The organism is Fodinibius sp. GM108, from assembly GCF_058386985.1.
Genome location: NZ_JBYEIR010000002.1, coordinates 185,678 through 201,842, shown reverse-complemented (window position 1 = coordinate 201,842; position 16,165 = coordinate 185,678). Strand labels below are relative to the sequence as shown.

At 44.1% G+C, this 16,165-nt stretch carries 14 protein-coding genes and 1 pseudogene; 8 read left to right on the top strand and 7 right to left on the bottom strand.

The window, feature by feature from the left end; genetic code table 11:
• The 3 genes from acsA to ACT3ID_RS04195 form a co-directional block, all read right to left on the bottom strand.
• Positions 1–1,752 carry an acetate--CoA ligase gene (acsA, locus tag ACT3ID_RS04205; protein WP_491540739.1) on the bottom strand — a complete coding sequence of 584 codons (1,752 nt, stop codon included), beginning with the start codon at positions 1,750–1,752 and terminating at the stop codon, positions 1–3.
• Positions 1,753–1,890: 138 nt separating this feature from the next.
• The gene (locus ACT3ID_RS04200; RefSeq protein ID WP_491540738.1) at positions 1,891–2,676 is read right to left on the bottom strand and encodes a universal stress protein; all 786 of its coding nucleotides are present in this window, start codon (positions 2,674–2,676) and stop codon (positions 1,891–1,893) included.
• Between the two features lie 6 nt (positions 2,677–2,682).
• Positions 2,683–5,130: a Lon protease family protein gene (locus ACT3ID_RS04195; protein WP_491540737.1), complete on the bottom strand. Its 2,448-nt coding sequence runs from the start codon at positions 5,128–5,130 to the stop codon at positions 2,683–2,685.
• Between the two features lie 188 nt (positions 5,131–5,318).
• On the opposite strand from ACT3ID_RS04195, the gene hemG reads away from it, so the two are divergent.
• The 3 genes from hemG to ACT3ID_RS04180 are packed head-to-tail and all read left to right on the top strand — an operon-like array spanning position 5,319 to position 6,826.
• On the top strand, positions 5,319–5,879 hold the full coding sequence (gene hemG, locus ACT3ID_RS04190; RefSeq protein ID WP_491540736.1) for a menaquinone-dependent protoporphyrinogen IX dehydrogenase: 561 nt from the start codon (positions 5,319–5,321) through the stop codon (positions 5,877–5,879).
• Positions 5,876–6,271 carry a nuclear transport factor 2 family protein gene (locus ACT3ID_RS04185; RefSeq protein WP_491540735.1) on the top strand — a complete coding sequence of 132 codons (396 nt, stop codon included), beginning with the start codon at positions 5,876–5,878 and terminating at the stop codon, positions 6,269–6,271. The genes hemG and ACT3ID_RS04185 overlap by 4 nt, the downstream gene beginning before the upstream one ends.
• Positions 6,272–6,289: 18 nt before the next feature.
• Positions 6,290–6,826: a hypothetical protein gene (locus ACT3ID_RS04180; protein ID WP_491540734.1), complete on the top strand. Its 537-nt coding sequence runs from the start codon at positions 6,290–6,292 to the stop codon at positions 6,824–6,826.
• Between the two features lie 15 nt (positions 6,827–6,841).
• Here the strand turns inward: ACT3ID_RS04180 and ACT3ID_RS04175 are convergent, their stop codons facing one another.
• From ACT3ID_RS04175 to ACT3ID_RS04165, 3 genes and pseudogenes are all read right to left on the bottom strand, one after another.
• Positions 6,842–8,032, bottom strand: coding sequence for an efflux RND transporter periplasmic adaptor subunit (locus tag ACT3ID_RS04175; RefSeq protein ID WP_491540733.1), 1,191 nt, complete (start codon positions 8,030–8,032; stop codon positions 6,842–6,844).
• Between the two features lie 3 nt (positions 8,033–8,035).
• Complete coding sequence (locus ACT3ID_RS04170) at positions 8,036–10,399, bottom strand: ABC transporter permease (RefSeq protein WP_491540732.1); 2,364 nt, start codon at positions 10,397–10,399, stop codon at positions 8,036–8,038.
• A gap of 2 nt (positions 10,400–10,401) precedes the next feature.
• A pseudogene (locus ACT3ID_RS04165) lies at positions 10,402–11,047 on the bottom strand (ABC transporter ATP-binding protein).
• Positions 11,048–11,457: 410 nt separating this feature from the next.
• Here ACT3ID_RS04165 and ACT3ID_RS04160 point away from each other — a divergent pair.
• The 4 genes from ACT3ID_RS04160 (at position 11,458) to ACT3ID_RS04145 (ending at position 13,453) form a co-directional block, all read left to right on the top strand.
• Positions 11,458–11,829 carry a GxxExxY protein gene (locus ACT3ID_RS04160; protein WP_491540731.1) on the top strand — a complete coding sequence of 124 codons (372 nt, stop codon included), beginning with the start codon at positions 11,458–11,460 and terminating at the stop codon, positions 11,827–11,829.
• 317 nt (positions 11,830–12,146) lie between these two features.
• Entirely contained in the window at positions 12,147–12,551 is a 405-nt protein-coding gene (locus tag ACT3ID_RS04155) for a TraR/DksA family transcriptional regulator (RefSeq protein WP_491540730.1), read from the top strand.
• 2 nt (positions 12,552–12,553) lie between these two features.
• The gene (locus ACT3ID_RS04150) at positions 12,554–12,784 is read left to right on the top strand and encodes a hypothetical protein (protein WP_491540729.1); all 231 of its coding nucleotides are present in this window, start codon (positions 12,554–12,556) and stop codon (positions 12,782–12,784) included.
• A gap of 15 nt (positions 12,785–12,799) precedes the next feature.
• Complete coding sequence (locus tag ACT3ID_RS04145; RefSeq protein WP_491540728.1) at positions 12,800–13,453, top strand: phosphoribosyltransferase; 654 nt, start codon at positions 12,800–12,802, stop codon at positions 13,451–13,453.
• Here the strand turns inward: ACT3ID_RS04145 and polX are convergent.
• Positions 13,445–15,196 carry a DNA polymerase/3'-5' exonuclease PolX gene (gene polX, locus ACT3ID_RS04140; protein WP_491540727.1) on the bottom strand — a complete coding sequence of 584 codons (1,752 nt, stop codon included), beginning with the start codon at positions 15,194–15,196 and terminating at the stop codon, positions 13,445–13,447. The genes ACT3ID_RS04145 and polX overlap by 9 nt on opposite strands.
• Positions 15,197–15,476: 280 nt before the next feature.
• On the opposite strand from polX, the gene ACT3ID_RS04135 reads away from it, so the two are divergent.
• Positions 15,477–16,136 carry a dienelactone hydrolase family protein gene (locus tag ACT3ID_RS04135; protein WP_491540726.1) on the top strand — a complete coding sequence of 220 codons (660 nt, stop codon included), beginning with the start codon at positions 15,477–15,479 and terminating at the stop codon, positions 16,134–16,136.
• Positions 16,137–16,165 lie beyond the last annotated feature (29 nt).

Below are 16,165 nucleotides of genomic sequence, written 5' to 3'. Positions count from 1 at the left end.
TTAGCGCAATGCCTTTTCAATATTTTCACGTTCCTGGTCGCGCAATAAGCGCCTCATGATCTTTCCACTGCGCGTTTTGGGCAGATCATCTTTAAACTCGATTTCTTTTGGAGCTACGGCGGAACCCAGCCGCTTTCGGGCAAACCCTTTCAGCTCCAAGCTAAGCTCTTCGCTTGGCTCATAATCCTCTTTCAGTGTTACAAAAGCTTTAACAAGTTCACCTGCAACGGGGTCAGGTTTTCCAATGACCGCCGTTTCGGCTACAGCAGGATGCTCTATCAATACATTTTCCACTTCAAAGGGACCCACCATATGTCCGGCTGTTTTGATGATGTCATCCGCACGTCCGACAAACCAGAAATAGCCGTCTTCATCTTTGCTGGCCAGGTCGCCCGTGAGATACCAATCGTCAGCAAAACAATTCTGGTAGCGCTCTTCCTCATCCAAATATCCGCGGAACATCGAGGGCCATCCTTTCTTCAAAGCCAAGTGCCCGGATTCACCGGGTGTATTCACAATATCCACACTTTTAGCTCTTCCATCCTCTTTGTCAGAATGAACAATAGCAGCTTCGATACCGGGCAGCGGCTTGCCCATCGATCCCGGTTTCACGGGCATCGAGGGATAGTTGGCGATCATAATTCCACCGGTTTCTGTCTGCCACCAGTTATCGAGGATGGGCATGCCAAGTGTTCTCTCAGCCCACCGGACAGCTTCAGGGTTAAGGGGTTCGCCAACGCTGTGAATCAGACGCAAAGCGCTCAAATCATACTCTTTGAGGACAACAATATTCATGCGCATCAGGCGACGGATGGCTGTAGGAGCTGTATACCAGACTGTAACTTTTTGCTCTTCTAACGTCTGATACCAGAGCTCGGCATCAAACTCGGCCTCCACAACAATATTGGTAACCCCGTGCATTAGCGGAGACAGAATTCCATACGAAGTGCCCGTAACCCAGCCCGGATCGGCGGTGCACCAAAAGATATCGTCGGATTGAAAATCCAACACATATTTTCCTGTAATATAGTGCGTCAGTGCTGCTTCGTGGACATGAATAACGCCTTTCGGCATTCCAGTGGTGCCGCTGGTAAAATGGAGCAGCGCCCGATCTTCAGGATCCGTTTCGGCAATCGTAAATTCAGAACTTGCTTCCATCATCAATCGTTGAAAGGAACGAACATTGCCTGACTGATGATCCGTAATATCGGTAAGCAAAACATAGCGAAGATTCTCAAGACGATGCCACAAATCGGATACTTTCTTATCATAAAGAGCTTTTGTTGTCACCAGAACCTTCGCCCTTCCTTTGCTCAATCGTTGATAAATAGGTTCAGGCCCGTAAACTGAAAATAACGGACAATAGATACTGCCATTTTTAAGGGTCCCAAGAGCCGAGATATACAGCTCGGGAATGCGGCCGGTTAGCGTGCATACGACATCACCTTTTTGTATACCAATGTTTTGCAAAACATTGGCAAAGCGATTCGTTTGCTCCTTTACATTGTGATAGCTCAATTCTTGCCGGGCTCCTTTATTTCCTATCCAGCGCAGTGCAACTTTGGTTTCTTCAATTCCATCCGTATGCCGATCAACCGCTTCATAAGCAATGTTAAAGCCTTTTCCGTCGGATAATCCAGTCAATTCATCTTTCACCTGCTCCCACTTAAAAGAAGCATACTCCTCTTCATAGCTGGGCATATTGGGCTTTTTGTGTTGCGGATTCAGATCGATTACTTCTTTTTTATACATTGAATACCTCTCCCATTTATTTGCAAATACTTATTGTATAATATCTAATCTCATTGAGGGACAGCCGAAGGGATGCCTTACTTTTAATGTAGATATATATCCTACAAAAACTTTATCAAGAAACTGCTCCTTTAATTCTTAGATCAGTAAAACAGAGCTCGAAAGATTTTGCATAAACTTCTCAAACTCCGTTTTCATATCCTTTCGGTGGATAACAAATAATACATTGCGAAAATGGCGTAACAAATCCACCGACAAACCATGGTTTATCTCACTAATGCTTCTGACTTTTTTCAGTGTCCAATTATCTGTTCCTTTGTTCTCAAGGTCCGGTTCTTCCTTCCAAAATAATCTTGTTTTGCGATTGAAAATTTCGCCCATTGCCAACGACCAGTTTATAATTTCGGAGCTTTGATTCGGAGAGATGCAAACACCGATCACTTCGCCCGGCCAAATTGATCCGTTGTTCCAGATCAGTAAAGGAACAGAATTCCATTCTGTAATTTCCCGCAAAGTGTTTCCAAACTTGTACCAAAAGTCAACAGTACGAGCATTCCCTGATAAAATTACGAAATCGATTCCTTCAGCTACTTCTAAAAGCTCATCTTTAGTAGGTCCGCGGGCAATGTGATAGGTAGTTTTTATTTTAAGTGATTGACTAAAAGCATCAACTGCCTTCTTGAAGCGAGCGGCTAAAGCCCGTGACTGCTGAGAAGCATTTTCTTCTGTCAGTGGCAGGATCTCTCCCTGGAATCCACTTATCTGCTGGCTAAAACTAAAACTGCTGACCTCAAACCAATCCTGATCTTCTATATAAAGAGCTTTCAACTCTGCTCCAGTTTTGTGAGCTAAGTCAGCAGCCAGCTTCAATACTCCCGAAGAGTGGGAATAACTAAGGATTACCAGTATGGATTTTATTTTCATGTCATGCTACTCCTGTTTTCCATTCGTTTTTACAGATGTCCCAAACTCCTGGCGAATCGTTGCAAACCGATCCAGCTGTTGCTCAACCAGATAATTTACTGTTCCCTCCGGAAATTCGCCTTTTTCATCCCGAACACCCATTGACCTATCAGAAAGCAACTCCATACCTTCATCAATGGTTTGAATAGCATAAATATTAAACTGCTCATCTTCGACAGCGTCAAGAACTTCCTGTTTAAGCATTAGATTTTTCACGTTTGCTTTTGGAATCAGGACGCCCTGTTCGCCGGTCAGCCCCTTCTTTTTACAGATATCAAAAAAACCTTCGATTTTTTCATTAACGCCGCCGATAGGTTGAATTTGTCCATGTTGATTCACGGATCCGGTAACGGCAATCGACTGCTTGAGCGGTATCTCTCCGATGGCTGACATCAGGGCATATAACTCCGTTGATGAAGCGCTGTCGCCTTCCACACCACCGTACGACTGCTCAAAAACGAGACTTGCAGAGAGCGAAAGTGGCTTTTCTATGGCATACCGGGCACCAAGAAACGCCGATAAAATAAGTACTCCTTTTGAGTGGATTGGACCACTCATCTCCACTTCCCGCTCAATATTGATGACTTCTCCCCTGCCAATTTGCACGCGGGAAGTAATCCGCGTGGGATGTCCAAACGTTGAATTGCCGAGAGTGACTACCGACAGACCATTGACCTGACCTACTTTGCTTCCGTCAGTATCAATAAAGATAGTGTCGCGAAGAATCTCTTCCTGATAGCGATCTCGAAGCCGCGCTGATCGGTAAATTTTTTGTTCAATCGATTTCTGAACTTCTTCAAGGGAAGTCACATCTGCCTGCTTCTGATGCGCCCAAAAATCTGCCTCCCTCATTAAATCAACAATATCGCGGATATGAGTCGTTATTTTCTCGTTATCGTCAACCAAGCGAGCGGCATGCTCGATAATGCGACCGACTGCCGCCTTGTCAAAAGGATTGAGGTTATGCTTTTGTGCAATTCCTGCAATCAGCCGCGCAAAAAGCTTCTGATTTTCCTCATTCCATTCAATCTCATCCTCAAAATCCACATCTACCTTAAATAGGTTTTTAAAATCGATATCATAGGCACAAAGCAGATAGTACAGCAGGCGGCTGCCAATCAAAATAACTTTTGTATTAACCTCTACTGGCTCGGGATCCAGCGTGATGGTACTATACAAGCCATACATATCTGCCGGCGATTCCACTTTAAGTTTGTTACTCTGCAGCACACGCTTTAATCCCTCCCACGCAAACGGCTGCATTAACACACGCATAGCATCAAGTAACAGAAAACCACCATTAGCCCGGTGCAAAACGCCCGGCTTTATATATGTAAAATCTGTTGTGAGGGTCCCCATCTCAGATACATGCTCAATACGCCCGATTAAATTGTTGTAGGTGGGATTATCTTCATAAATAACCGGAGCTCCTTTCTGACTTCCGTTATTCACTAAAATATTTACCGTATAACGCCATAAAACCGGGTGCTCAGCCGGAGATTTTATTTTTTCCGGACTGGATTTCAGAAATGGATTGCCACCACCCGGATTGATAATCTCTTCTACACGCTCAACGATATCTTCCCTCACCTGCTGAAGATACTCCAAAACTTTGGATTGATCACTGAACGCCTCTTCGATCTCTTCAAGAAGCCCTTTCACAGAGAATTCCGCAAACTCTTTATTTAGCTCCTCCCGCATCATCCGAAATTTGCGTTGACGCTCAGGGATCTGTCTCAATATTTTTTGTAGCTCCTTTTGAAAATTTTGCACCTCTTTTTCCAGCCGTTCTCTTTCTTCATCAGAAAGTTCTTTAATCTCTTCCTTGCTCATGACCTTGCCGTCTTTGATAGGTGCAAATGTATATCCAATGGGAGTAGTAAGTATAACTAACCCCTGTTCTTTTGCCTTTTCCTGGAGATGCATAAAATCTTCCTGTTCCTCATTCTTGAGTTGTTCTTCAACATTTTGACGGCGATTCTGATACTCCTCACTTTCAAAAGCTGTATTCAGTATATTGGGCAAATCTTCGCAAAAATTGTTCATCATATCCCGTAGACTCACTGACTTTCCAGCCGGTAATTCTAGTGCAACCGGCTTATTTTCCTCATCAAAATTACACACATAGCACAAATCCTGTGGAACCGGATGACTGGTAGCCTCCTTTTTTATGAGAATTTCCAAAAGATTTCGCTTGTCCGTCTCTTCGGGTCCCAGGGCATAGATATTATAGCCGTCTCGCTGCATTTTAATACCAAAATCTGCAGACTGCAGGGCACGATCCTGTCCAATAAGAGGTTGATCAAGAGGCTCAAGTTCGACAGTAGTATTAAATTTAAAACCACTTATATCACAACGTCTGTAAAGTTGATCAGTTGGCAGCGCAAAAGAAGTTGATTTGGTGGAGATAGTCATAGATCTGATTTTTTCGATTTAAAACACGTTACAAGCTGCTAAATCTATCTCTGTCTTACTATAAGTCCGATCCTGTCATTACTGTAGGTAAAAATCCTACTCCAGACTCCTAGTTATCCTTCTGCCTTGCCAGGATAAGAGCACTTAATTTTGTTCAACAATTTATAAACAACACAAAATTGGTCGCTATGAAATTACTCATTGTTTACGGTTCTACAGAAGGACAAACGAAAAAAATTTGTGAATACCTTCGGGATAAGGCCGTGGATGACGGTCACCAGGTTTCAATTACTGATGCCAATGGACCTGATATAGATCCCGGTGGTTTTGACGCAGTGCTTATTGGTGCTTCACTTCATGCCGAGAAGTATCAATCTTCGGTTGAACACTTTGTGCAGGAACATCACGAGATATTAAATAGCATGCCCACAGCATTCATGTCGGTAAGCCTGACAGCTATACATGATGAATCGGAGTACCAGGAAGAACTTGAAGAGATCACGAATAAGTTCTTGGATAAAACTGGCTGGAATCCAACTTTTGTAGAACAGGTGGCCGGTGCCCTTCGCTATACCAAGTATAACTTCTTGAAAAAATTTATTATGCGTCTGATCGCACAAAGAAGCGGAGGCAGTACAGATACTTCCAAAGATGCAGAATATACCGATTGGAATCAGGTAAAATGGTTTCTGGGTCAATTGGAGAAAGAGGTAGCAAAAACAAAAACTAAGGAGACTATAAACAAATGACAGAACTAGCACAGAAATCCAGAATAAAAGAAGTCGAACAAATTATTGAACACCTCATGGAAGACTGGATGGATAATGAGGGGGAAAATTTGGATCGCTATTTTTACGACCATGTGGTAATGATTGAAGCGGGAACAAATAATAGGATTATGGGCGTGGAAAATGTCCTGGAAAACTATCTGCTTTTTATTGAGGATGCCGTAATAACCGATTACAAGATTACAGATCTTTTTGTCGAACTGGTTGAAGATACGGCTGTGGCATACTTTACCTATCGGATTAAATATGAGATAGATGAAACCAAATTTGACGAGAGTAATACGGATATCCTGGTATTTCGCAAACATGAAGACTGGCAAATAATATGGAGAACTCAGCTTTTGGGAGAGTAACTGATGAAAGTAATAGTAATGGGATTGTTAATATCCATGCCAGTTTTGAGCTGGGCACAAGAATGGAAGGTGTCACCTGGCGATACGATTCGTGTAACCTACACTGATATTGTAACCTCACGAATTACAGGAGAGTTACAGAATATATCAGTTGATAGTCTGCATCTTACACAAGAAGCTTCGACAGTATCGCTGGCCCTTTCTTCGGTTAAAGGCATAGATATTAGCGTTGGTCGAAGAACATGGACCGGACGAGGTGCAGCAGTGGGTGCTATATCCGGTGGGCTTCTGTTTGGAACGTATGCATTAGCTTCTGATAAGAATTGTAGTCCTGATGATCCGTGGTGTATGGATTTATTTAGTCCGGGTGAATCTTTTGCAGCAGGATTTATTTTGGGGGCCGCTGGTGGGGCTTTTACGGGATTAATTATTGGCGGATTAACAGAAACTCACAGGTGGGAAAAGGTACCGTTTGAAGTTGTGGTTGATACAATTTCATTTCGCTTGGCTAAAAGCCATAATAATTACGGCCTTACACTGAGGTTAAGGTATTAATTTAGATTTGTTAAGTTAATTCCGGGCTTCCACCCTCACATTATTATGAATGCGCTCGTCGGGATGTGTTATTACAGATTCCTTTTCCTGTAGTCCCTCCAGAACCTGCGTAAAAAGTCCACTCTGTTGACCGGTTTCCACATTACGCAGCCGCGCTATACCATCATCCACCACAAAGAGAGCCCACTGCTCTCCTGCCGTTCGGAATAATGAGGATGAGGGCACCTGCAACACGTTATCGCTTTCCCAGATAAGGAACTCTGCCACCACTCTGTAACCGTCGCCGAGCCGCTCCCACTCCTCACGCGGCGACACTATATCTACTATTACAGGCACTCGCTGCTCTTCGACCCCAAGTGCCGAAATCCGCGTGTAACCGGATGGCTCCACGACCTTTACGATCCCGTTTAGCACCACATCCGATCCCCAGCGTTTAATTCGAACGTTGGTGCCTTTTTCCACCTTCACGGCATCCGATGAAAGCAGATCTACTTTCACCTCCAGAGAATGAGGGTTGCCGACCTCTAAAATTGGTGTCCCCGGCTGAACCGTACCTTCGCTTTGCTGATGAATTTTTAGGAGACTTCCGGCTACCGGGGCTTCAATTGAAATCTGCTCCTGTCCGCCCGATACCTGAAATGCCTGGAGAGCTGATTTCGCCGCTTTTACTTCATGTTCTGCCACACTTACAGCAAATTCCGCAGAAACTTCCTGTGCTGCCGCGCGCCGTGCTGCAAGTCGGGTATTATCCAGTCCCTGCTCGCTGCCGATTCCCAATTCATATAGGTTTAGAAGTCGCTGGAGCTCCAGGTCGGCAACGCGTTTTTCCTCACTGGCCAGATTACGATTTTCTTCCGCCTGCTTTAATCTCGCTCTGGCTGATTCGAGTTGTGCTTCTGCTACCTCGCGTTGACGAGCACTAATAAGGTCGGGTGCCGGCTGAATCCGAAAAAGTTTTTGTCCGGCTTCGATGGCATCCCCGACCTTATAATGAATCCGCAAAACGTAACCGGCAACCGGCGCAGAGATAGTATATCGATCAGTAACCCGGGTTATGCCCTCTTCTTCGATGGTCACTTCCAGCGGAGCTTCCTGAACCTGGTCCACCGTTACCGGAATAGGCGACGGCAAGAATCCCCATACCATAATTAGCACGAATAATACTATAAAGGATGAAATGTATATTTGTTTTTTAGTGATTTTCATGAGCTATTCTCTGGTTTTAAGTACGCCAATCAAATCCAGGCGGTTTAATTTTCTGCGGATGAAGAAGCCCAACAGCAAAGCTGATACTATAACTACTAATGCTGCCAGGGTGTATGTGGCACTGCTTATGTTCATCGGGATGCGATACAGCTCGGTTTGCATTGCCCAGACTATGTACCAGGTCAACGCCCAGCCCAGCATAAATCCAATGGGAATCGCCAACAGTACAAGAATAGCCAACTCTCCCAGCAGGATATAAGAAATCTCTCCACGCGTGAAGCCAAGTACCCGCAGGCTGGCCAGTTCGCGGCTGCGCTCCGACAGTGAAATTCGGGCGTTGTTATAGACCACGCTGAACGCTGTGGCTCCTGCAAACAGTGATATAAACAGAGCCATGATCAACCAAGTCTGGGCTGTGGACTCATAAAAGCGGTCAATAATTTTCTGCTTCGAAATAATTTCGCCCACAAAGGGACTCTCTTTCAGTTCGGCGGTGATAGCATCCTCCTGTTTCTTGTCAATAAGCAGGTAACTACCGCTGATTACCAGCCGCTCCGGAAGCAGTTTGTTGAGTTCATCAACATTCATATATCCGTTTACTCCGACAAACTGGCTGATGAATCCCGCTATTTTTATTCGTGCAGAGCGCCGGCTTCCATCCAGGAATTTCACAGTCAGCGTGTCGCCTTTCTGAATCTTCAGGATATCTCCCAATTTATTGGTAAGCAGCAGACCATCCTGCGGTATCTGTGCCGGCTGCTCTTGGGTATCAAGAATTTTTCTCAGCTTCATATCCTGTTGAAATCCCTGAATGCCTGTAAGATACTCTCGGTGCTCAGAAATCAGTCGAACAGGTACCGTACGGTAAGATTCTCCGTAATAGACGCTCGGCAGTCGTACCATTTCCATGAGTGCATGTTGCGAAATATCCTCCCGAAACATGACACCAAGATCAAAGGGTTGTGACTGACGAAATTCAACTTCAACCAAATATTTTACCGAGTCGTTACTCATCCTTCCGACAACCACCAGGGCTGTTGCAAAAGCAACACCCAAAACTCCAAACGCCACTTTTACACGCTGTCTGCCCAACTGGCGAAATATCATTTTGGTAGGCTGATCCAGGTAGGAAGCAGCACCCAATTTTTCCAGTATGCTACGCTGGTAAAGCTTAGGAGGTTCCGGTCGCATGGCTTCGGCCGGGGGCAAAGCTACGGCATCCCTTACAGAAAAAAAGACGCCACTATAAGCCGCAGCGGCACTTATTATTGAAGCTACTAATATATCCAACGGATTCATTACAAAATTGAGATAGGGAAAGCGGTAATAACTGGCATACAGGGCTGAAAGCTCCTGCCCCAGGTAGTATCCCAGCAGTACCCCGCCGGCAAGTCCGATTGCCACAATCACCGAAACCATCATCACGTAATGGGCGCCAATTTCGCGGTTGCTGTATCCGAAGGCTTTAAGGATTCCGATCTGTTCTCGCTGTGTTCTGATCAGTCGTCCGATAACCACATTCAGCAGGAAAGCAGCTACTAAAATAAAAATAGTCGGAATGATGGTAGCGGTCTGGCTAAGCTGATTCATCTCCTCCGTGATAAAGAAGTGAGAATTTTGATCCTCTCTTGCGATTGCACCTAAACCTCCGTATGGGTCTAGAATTTGATCCAGCTGCGTGATGACATCTTTTTCATTCGCCTCCCTTGTCAGCGACAACACCACATTATTAAACACACCCTCCATATCAAAGGCGGCCTCCAGCGGAGCTCGCCGCATCCATAAAATGCCGAACCGCTGGAGATCCGGGGAAAGGCTGCCGGGTTGCCCCTGGTATATAAATTCCGGAGACAAGCCAATACCAACAATCTCGAGTTGTTTTTCTTTTCCGTTAATAACTGCGGGAAGTTCGTCACCGACGGTAAAGCCATGTTCCTCGGCAAATCCATCTCCCAAGACAATTTCGTTGTCAACGTACGGCGCAGGCAGACGTCCCCGGCGCAGGTACAACCGATTCAAAATCGGTTCCTGCTCATCAGGCAGTGAGATTATCATCCCTGTGACGGTTTCATCAAAACCGAGCACTTCGAGATTAACGCCCGATTGAATGCGCGTTTCCACGCGGTTGACGCCTTCAATTTCGCGGATACGGCCCGCTACTGAATTCGGAGCGCGTTTAAGTGAAGCAAAGATATTGGCAAAATAGTAATCCTGATAATACGACTCCTGAGTCTGACGTAGCGAATCCAGTGTGCTTATGAAAGTGTTATATGTCGCCGCGCCACACGTGATCATCAGGGCAATTACGAAAACCATGCCCCACATATTGGAAATATCGCGCAGTAGTTTTTGATTGATTGCTCGCATAGCTACCACTCCATTTCGTCGGGAGATATTTTTGTCTCGTTAATACTGATATCGGATATCAATCCATCGTGCAGACTGATAATCCGATCGGCCATTCCGCCTATGACTACGTTATGTGTAATCAGCACAGTTGCAGTACCCAGGCTCTCATTTACTTTCTGCAGGGCTTTTAGTACGATTATCCCGGTTTTCGAATCGAGCGCACCTGTTGGTTCGTCGCATAGGAGTACATCAGGATTTTTGGCTACGGCCCGGGCAATAGCCACACGTTGCTGTTCTCCACCGGACATCTGGGCCGGAAAATGATCAATGCGATCTCCTAGATCCACCTTCGGGCGTCATCGGGTTTTCGGCTATTTCCGTTACAATGGCCACATTTTCTCTTGCGGTGAGACTGGGAATCAGGTTATAGAACTGAAAGACAAAGCCCACGTTTAACCGTCGAAAATTCGTCAATTCCTTCTCCGTTGCATCCGTAAGATCGATATCGCGATAGGTTACACGCCCTCCACTGGCGGTATCCAATCCGCCAAGAATATTTACGAGCGTCGATTTACCGCTTCCCGAAGCGCCAAGGAGTACTACTACTTCACCTGTAAATATTTCCAGATTAATGCCGCGCAGTGCCTGTACCTGAACCTCCCCCATCTGATATATCTTTGTCAGGTTTTGGGCGGTAAAAATAAGTTGTCGGGATTGTACGGACTGCACGATGTTTTTTTGAAATATTATACCTTTTAAAGGAGCACTCTTGTGCGAACTTACCTGCAATATGCTATCTGAAATCATTACAATTGCTGTAGGCGAAAAGATTACAAGGTTGAACTGGGATTTACAGGAAAAAGAAAACCATTTGAACTAGGATTTACAGGATGAAAGAATTACCAGGATTTTATCCCAGTCATCCTTCTATGATCATCCTGGTTCAATTTTTATGAAAAATAAACAGGTTATTTAGCCATCTTCGCTTTTCCTAAGCCAGCTTTATATAAAGTTTCCTGTAAGGGTTAGGCATTTCGCAGGTCTTATTTATATACGATCAGATTATCCAAAGATATATGCGTTATAAAAAGCTTACCTATAATATTATCAGTTGTGCTATGAAAGTTCACAACCACTTGGGAAATGGATTTCAAGAAGTTATCTGTCAACGATGTCTGGAGCTAGAATTCAGAAAGCGGAAACTATTTTATTGGCGTGAGCAGGAGCAAGAAATTTACTATGAAGGGATACAGGTGGGAACGCGTCGGGCTGATTTCATCATCGGAAAAATGATTATGCTTGAAATAAAAGCCGTTATATCACTCGAGAAAGTCCATATGGCTCAGGCATTGAATTATCTGGAGGCTTACCAACTTCCTGCAGGCCTACTTATCAATTTCGGTGCTCCTAAACTTGAGTTCAAAAGGTTGTTTGGTAAAGAGTCATAGATTTTGAACTGGATTTACAGCATTGAAGGATTAGCAGGATTTATCCAGTAATTAACCTTTCCTTCATCTTTAGTCATCCTTGTATCCTGATCATGTGGTTCAATTTCATGAAAAAGAAAATCATTTGAACTTGGATTTACAGGATGAAAGGATTACCAGGATTATCCCAGCCATCCAACTATACAGCCCCATCCTGGTTCAAATCCTAGTTGTAAGCCTATCCATTACAGCAATCTCAGTAGCTCTCCTATTACCCTCTTCTAAAGTGAATAGTAAATTGCTTCTAAAATAGCCCAAACCTTTTTAAACCTATAACTATGACCAACACAGAAGATTCAAGGACCCCGTTCAGTGATCAGGAATTAAAATATTTCAAAGAACTTCTTTTGAAGAAACGCACTGAAGCTCAGGAAAAGCTTGATAGTATTCGTAGTGCTCAGGAGAATTTAAATGAAGCGGATGATGCTGATTACTCATCGCTTACCCACCATATGGGAGATGTTGGATCGGATGAGCAAGAGTCTGAAATGAATTATTTGCAGATTGAGCGAACGCGAGAATACATCAATCATATTAACGACGCTCTTGAGCGTATTGAAAATAGAACCTACGGAATTTGCCAGGCTACCGGTAAACCAATTTCAAAAGGCCGACTGGAAGCTGTACCACATACCCGTTACAGTATTGAAGCAAAACAACAAGGATTAATACAGGACAAATAATTATGGACAGACGATATCAGGATTACGATCAGGACCCGGTATTTCATGAACGACCTCACATGTTATCCACAAAAAACTACCGGGGATTCTCAGTGAAAAGCAAAGGAAAACACTGGGATGGAATCAAAATTACTGCCGGCAACAAAAAAGGAATGAAGGTATCTGCCAGTGGTGAAACGGAAGAAGAAGCCTTGAAAAAACTTATTGATCAAATTGATCTGCTGCTAGAGTAAAAGGAGGTTAAAGCTATGTATCTCAATAGAAAAGATGCAGGACTCAAGCTTGGAAAAGCACTGGAGAAGTACCGATCAGAGCATCCATTGATTCTTGGAATTCCACGTGGTGGTGTAGAAACAGGATTTTACGTGGCTATGCACCTCGATTGTGATTTTGATGTCATTGTCGTTCGTAAACTAGGACACCCTCAACAGCCCGAAGCTGCTTTTGGAGCACTGGCTGAAGATGGAAGCCTGTATCTGGATCCCTCCGCGAGGAGATACATTAATACAGCAATTATATATAATGTTGTTGAGCATGAGAAGACCGAGATAAAACGCCGCATTGATGCCTATCGTAACGGGAAGGACTTACCAGATCTTACTGATCGCGTTGTTATTTTAGTTGATGATGGTATTGCAACCGGCGCTACTTTACTTGCCTCCCTTATCATGTGCCGGAATAAAAATCCGAAAAAGCTAATTGTAGCAGCACCGGTCTCGGGATATGGCAGGCTTTCTAAGCTGGAGGAGAAGGCTGATGAAGTAATCATCCCGGAGAAAAGAGAGGATTTCTTTGCCGTATCGCAAGCATACCAAGATTTTAGAAATCTAACCGATAAAGAAGTTATGCATTTTATGGAATTGTGGCGAAAAAAGTCAGCCAAAAAGATAAACTCAAAATAAGATAGACCATCTCGAGCGTTTTTGCTGAACAAACGCCTGTACTTCCTCCCAGCTACTTGTATTCAGTATGTGATCGGCTGTACACCAGGCCCTTCGTGCCAGGCCGACGCCCATCTGCATATATTTGAAACTCATCAAGTCGTGACTGTCGGTGCCGATCACAAGCATTGCCCCCTCTTCATGTGCCAGCCGTGACCAATAGTCATCAAGGTCCATACGCTGAGGTTGGGCATTTATTTCTAGGGCTGTACCCGTTTCAACTGCCTTTTCAATCACGCGTTTTAAATCTATGGGATATTCCTTCCGCTTTCCTAAGAGCCGGCCGGTTGGGTGACTGATGGCATGTACGTATGGATTCTCACAGGCCTTGAGAATCCGCTCTGTATTATCTTGGTTAAACAAGGAGTGGATAGAAGCAGTAACCCAATCCATCTCTGCCAATACCTCGTCATCAAAATCCAGGGAGCCATCAGCCAGGATATCTACCTCCGTACCGGCCTTCAAAAAGTCTTCACCTAACTCCTGATTTACTTCATCTATCACCTTTCGCTGATCGCGAAGCTCTTGCTCGGTCAGCCCTCCGGCAATACGTGAGCTTTTTGAATGGTCAGTAAGTACAAGATAATCATAGGAATAATTATCCCGCACGTATCGAGCAAGCTCTTCGATATCAGGAATACCGTCTGACCAGTTGGAGTGGAGATGGAAATCGCCCCGAATCTGATATTGTTCGATAAGTTTGGGCAACTTATGCTGCGATGCCTGCTCAATTTCTCCCTGGTTTTCACGTATTTCCGGCGGAATCCAATCGAGTCCCAGTTTGGCATAAATACCTTCTTCGCTCTCTCCGGCCAGTTTCCGATCCGTTTGATTATCGTAGATGCCATATTCATTTATCTTCCAGTCTCTGTCCTTGGCAATAGTGCGCAGGTGGACATTATGATCTTTGGAGCCGGTAAAATAAAGCAAGGCAGCGCCCCATTCATTTGGTTCAACCACCCGGAGATCCACCTGAAGATTTTCAGTTTCAATAAAAACGCTGGCCTTCGTATCGCCCTGGGCCAGAACTTTATTAACATCCGGCATAGAAGTAAAATGGTTAAGCACTTTTTCACGTTCGCCTGATTTTGCCGTAGACAGTATATCTATATCTCCAATAGTGGGTTTCATTCGGCGAACGCTGCCTGCAAACTCAAGCTGCTCTATATCTTCACATTTTTGTAATTCGATTCGCAAATCTTCAACTATCTCCAAAGCATCAGCAAGTAAAATTCGTTTATCGGATTTCTGAACCTGCATTAGTCCCTGTTTAAGATTTTCAATAGTCTTGGGGCCAAAACCTTTCAGTGCTTCAACCTTCCCGCTTTCAAGCGCCTCCATAAGTTCTTTTCGACTGCTGATGCCAAGCTCTTCATGCAAAGTTTTAAGGGTTTGCGGGCCGACGTCCGGTATCTTCAGAAGTTCAATGAAATCATGAGGTATCTCTCTGCTGAGTTCTTCATACTTTTTAATTTTACCGGTTTCGATATATTCTCTGATCTTGGAGGCAGTACCCTCCCCTATTCCGTGCATATCAATCAGTTCTTTTTTGGTAAAATTGCTGATGTCTTCCGTCAGATGATCAATAACCTTTGCAGCATTTTGATAGGCGATCACCCGAAAACGGTCCTTATCACCTTTAAACCGATAATAGGAAGCCATCTCATCAAAGATCCGTGCTAACTCTTTATTGAGTTTATACATGCTTTTCCTCCAACAAAAATTTGGGATCGATACTACTTGATAAAATTTATTGAAAGAAAAAGTCCATACCTGCAATACGTTCTTAGTAAAAGATGTAGTCAAATTCTTGAGGTATAATTAGGAATAACCCCTACAATAGAACTGTCTCTCATGATTGATGCCTCAAATCACTTTGACAGATTTTCCCTGACACGGTTGTTTTGACAAAACCTACATTGAAATAACCAGGGATTACATAGCTTGTAACATAAATTCTAATCGTAAAACAGAGGATGCCGTTATGTATGAAATCTCAATGCAGCTTCCATTTAATGGATATCATGTGCAAGGGAAACTTACCTTACCTGTTAAAGCTCAAAGCCTGATCATATTTTCACATGGCTATGGACGTTCAACATTAATGCCGCATGAAAATCGGTTGGCTATTGCATTCCGGCAGCAAGGGTTTGGAACGCTTATTTATGATTCATTAGACATACGGGAAGCTATTCCCGATGAGTCTAAAGATATTGCCTTACTTAGCAAAGGATTACTTACTTCTACAAATTGGCTGCACAACCACTCTGAATACCATTCATTTAATTTGGCATACTTTGGCAGCGGAACCGGAGCAGCAGCTGCTCTCAAAACGGCGTCAGAACTGGGCGATGCTATTAAAGCTGTTGTCTCTATGAGCGGACGATTGGATTTGGTGAAACAAGAACTTTCAAAAGTGCAGTGCCCTACGCTGTTAATTGCAGGTGAACTCGACTTTGAAGCAGTTAGCATCAATCAGAAAGCCCTGCCATTAATAAAAGCAGACAAGCAACTAGCTATCGTTTCCGGCGCTTCCCATCTTTTTGAGGAACCGGATAAGCTTAATGAAGCTGCCCATATTGCAACATCCTGGTTTAAGAAACATTTGGTTTCAGAGAACTTTAAGGCAGCGAAAATATTTTAAAAAGAGGTAGAGAAGATTTATCAGAGGAC

What these genes read in the sequence shown, in the direction of transcription:
- ACT3ID_RS04175 (WP_491540733.1), bottom strand. Translation starts at nt 8,032, where the DNA reads ATGAAAATCACTAAAAAACAAATATACATTTCATCCTTTATAGTATTA.
- ACT3ID_RS04160 (WP_491540731.1), top strand. Translation starts at nt 11,458, where the DNA reads ATGCGTTATAAAAAGCTTACCTATAATATTATCAGTTGTGCTATGAAA.
- ACT3ID_RS04180 (WP_491540734.1), top strand. Translation starts at nt 6,290, where the DNA reads ATGGGATTGTTAATATCCATGCCAGTTTTGAGCTGGGCACAAGAATGG.
- ACT3ID_RS04200 (WP_491540738.1), bottom strand. Translation starts at nt 2,676, where the DNA reads ATGAAAATAAAATCCATACTGGTAATCCTTAGTTATTCCCACTCTTCG.
- polX (WP_491540727.1), bottom strand. Translation starts at nt 15,196, where the DNA reads ATGTATAAACTCAATAAAGAGTTAGCACGGATCTTTGATGAGATGGCT.
- ACT3ID_RS04185 (WP_491540735.1), top strand. Translation starts at nt 5,876, where the DNA reads ATGACAGAACTAGCACAGAAATCCAGAATAAAAGAAGTCGAACAAATT.
- hemG (WP_491540736.1), top strand. Translation starts at nt 5,319, where the DNA reads ATGAAATTACTCATTGTTTACGGTTCTACAGAAGGACAAACGAAAAAA.
- acsA (WP_491540739.1), bottom strand. Translation starts at nt 1,752, where the DNA reads ATGTATAAAAAAGAAGTAATCGATCTGAATCCGCAACACAAAAAGCCC.
- ACT3ID_RS04155 (WP_491540730.1), top strand. Translation starts at nt 12,147, where the DNA reads ATGACCAACACAGAAGATTCAAGGACCCCGTTCAGTGATCAGGAATTA.
- ACT3ID_RS04150 (WP_491540729.1), top strand. Translation starts at nt 12,554, where the DNA reads ATGGACAGACGATATCAGGATTACGATCAGGACCCGGTATTTCATGAA.
- ACT3ID_RS04135 (WP_491540726.1), top strand. Translation starts at nt 15,477, where the DNA reads ATGTATGAAATCTCAATGCAGCTTCCATTTAATGGATATCATGTGCAA.
- ACT3ID_RS04195 (WP_491540737.1), bottom strand. Translation starts at nt 5,130, where the DNA reads ATGACTATCTCCACCAAATCAACTTCTTTTGCGCTGCCAACTGATCAA.
- ACT3ID_RS04145 (WP_491540728.1), top strand. Translation starts at nt 12,800, where the DNA reads ATGTATCTCAATAGAAAAGATGCAGGACTCAAGCTTGGAAAAGCACTG.
- ACT3ID_RS04170 (WP_491540732.1), bottom strand. Translation starts at nt 10,399, where the DNA reads ATGCGAGCAATCAATCAAAAACTACTGCGCGATATTTCCAATATGTGG.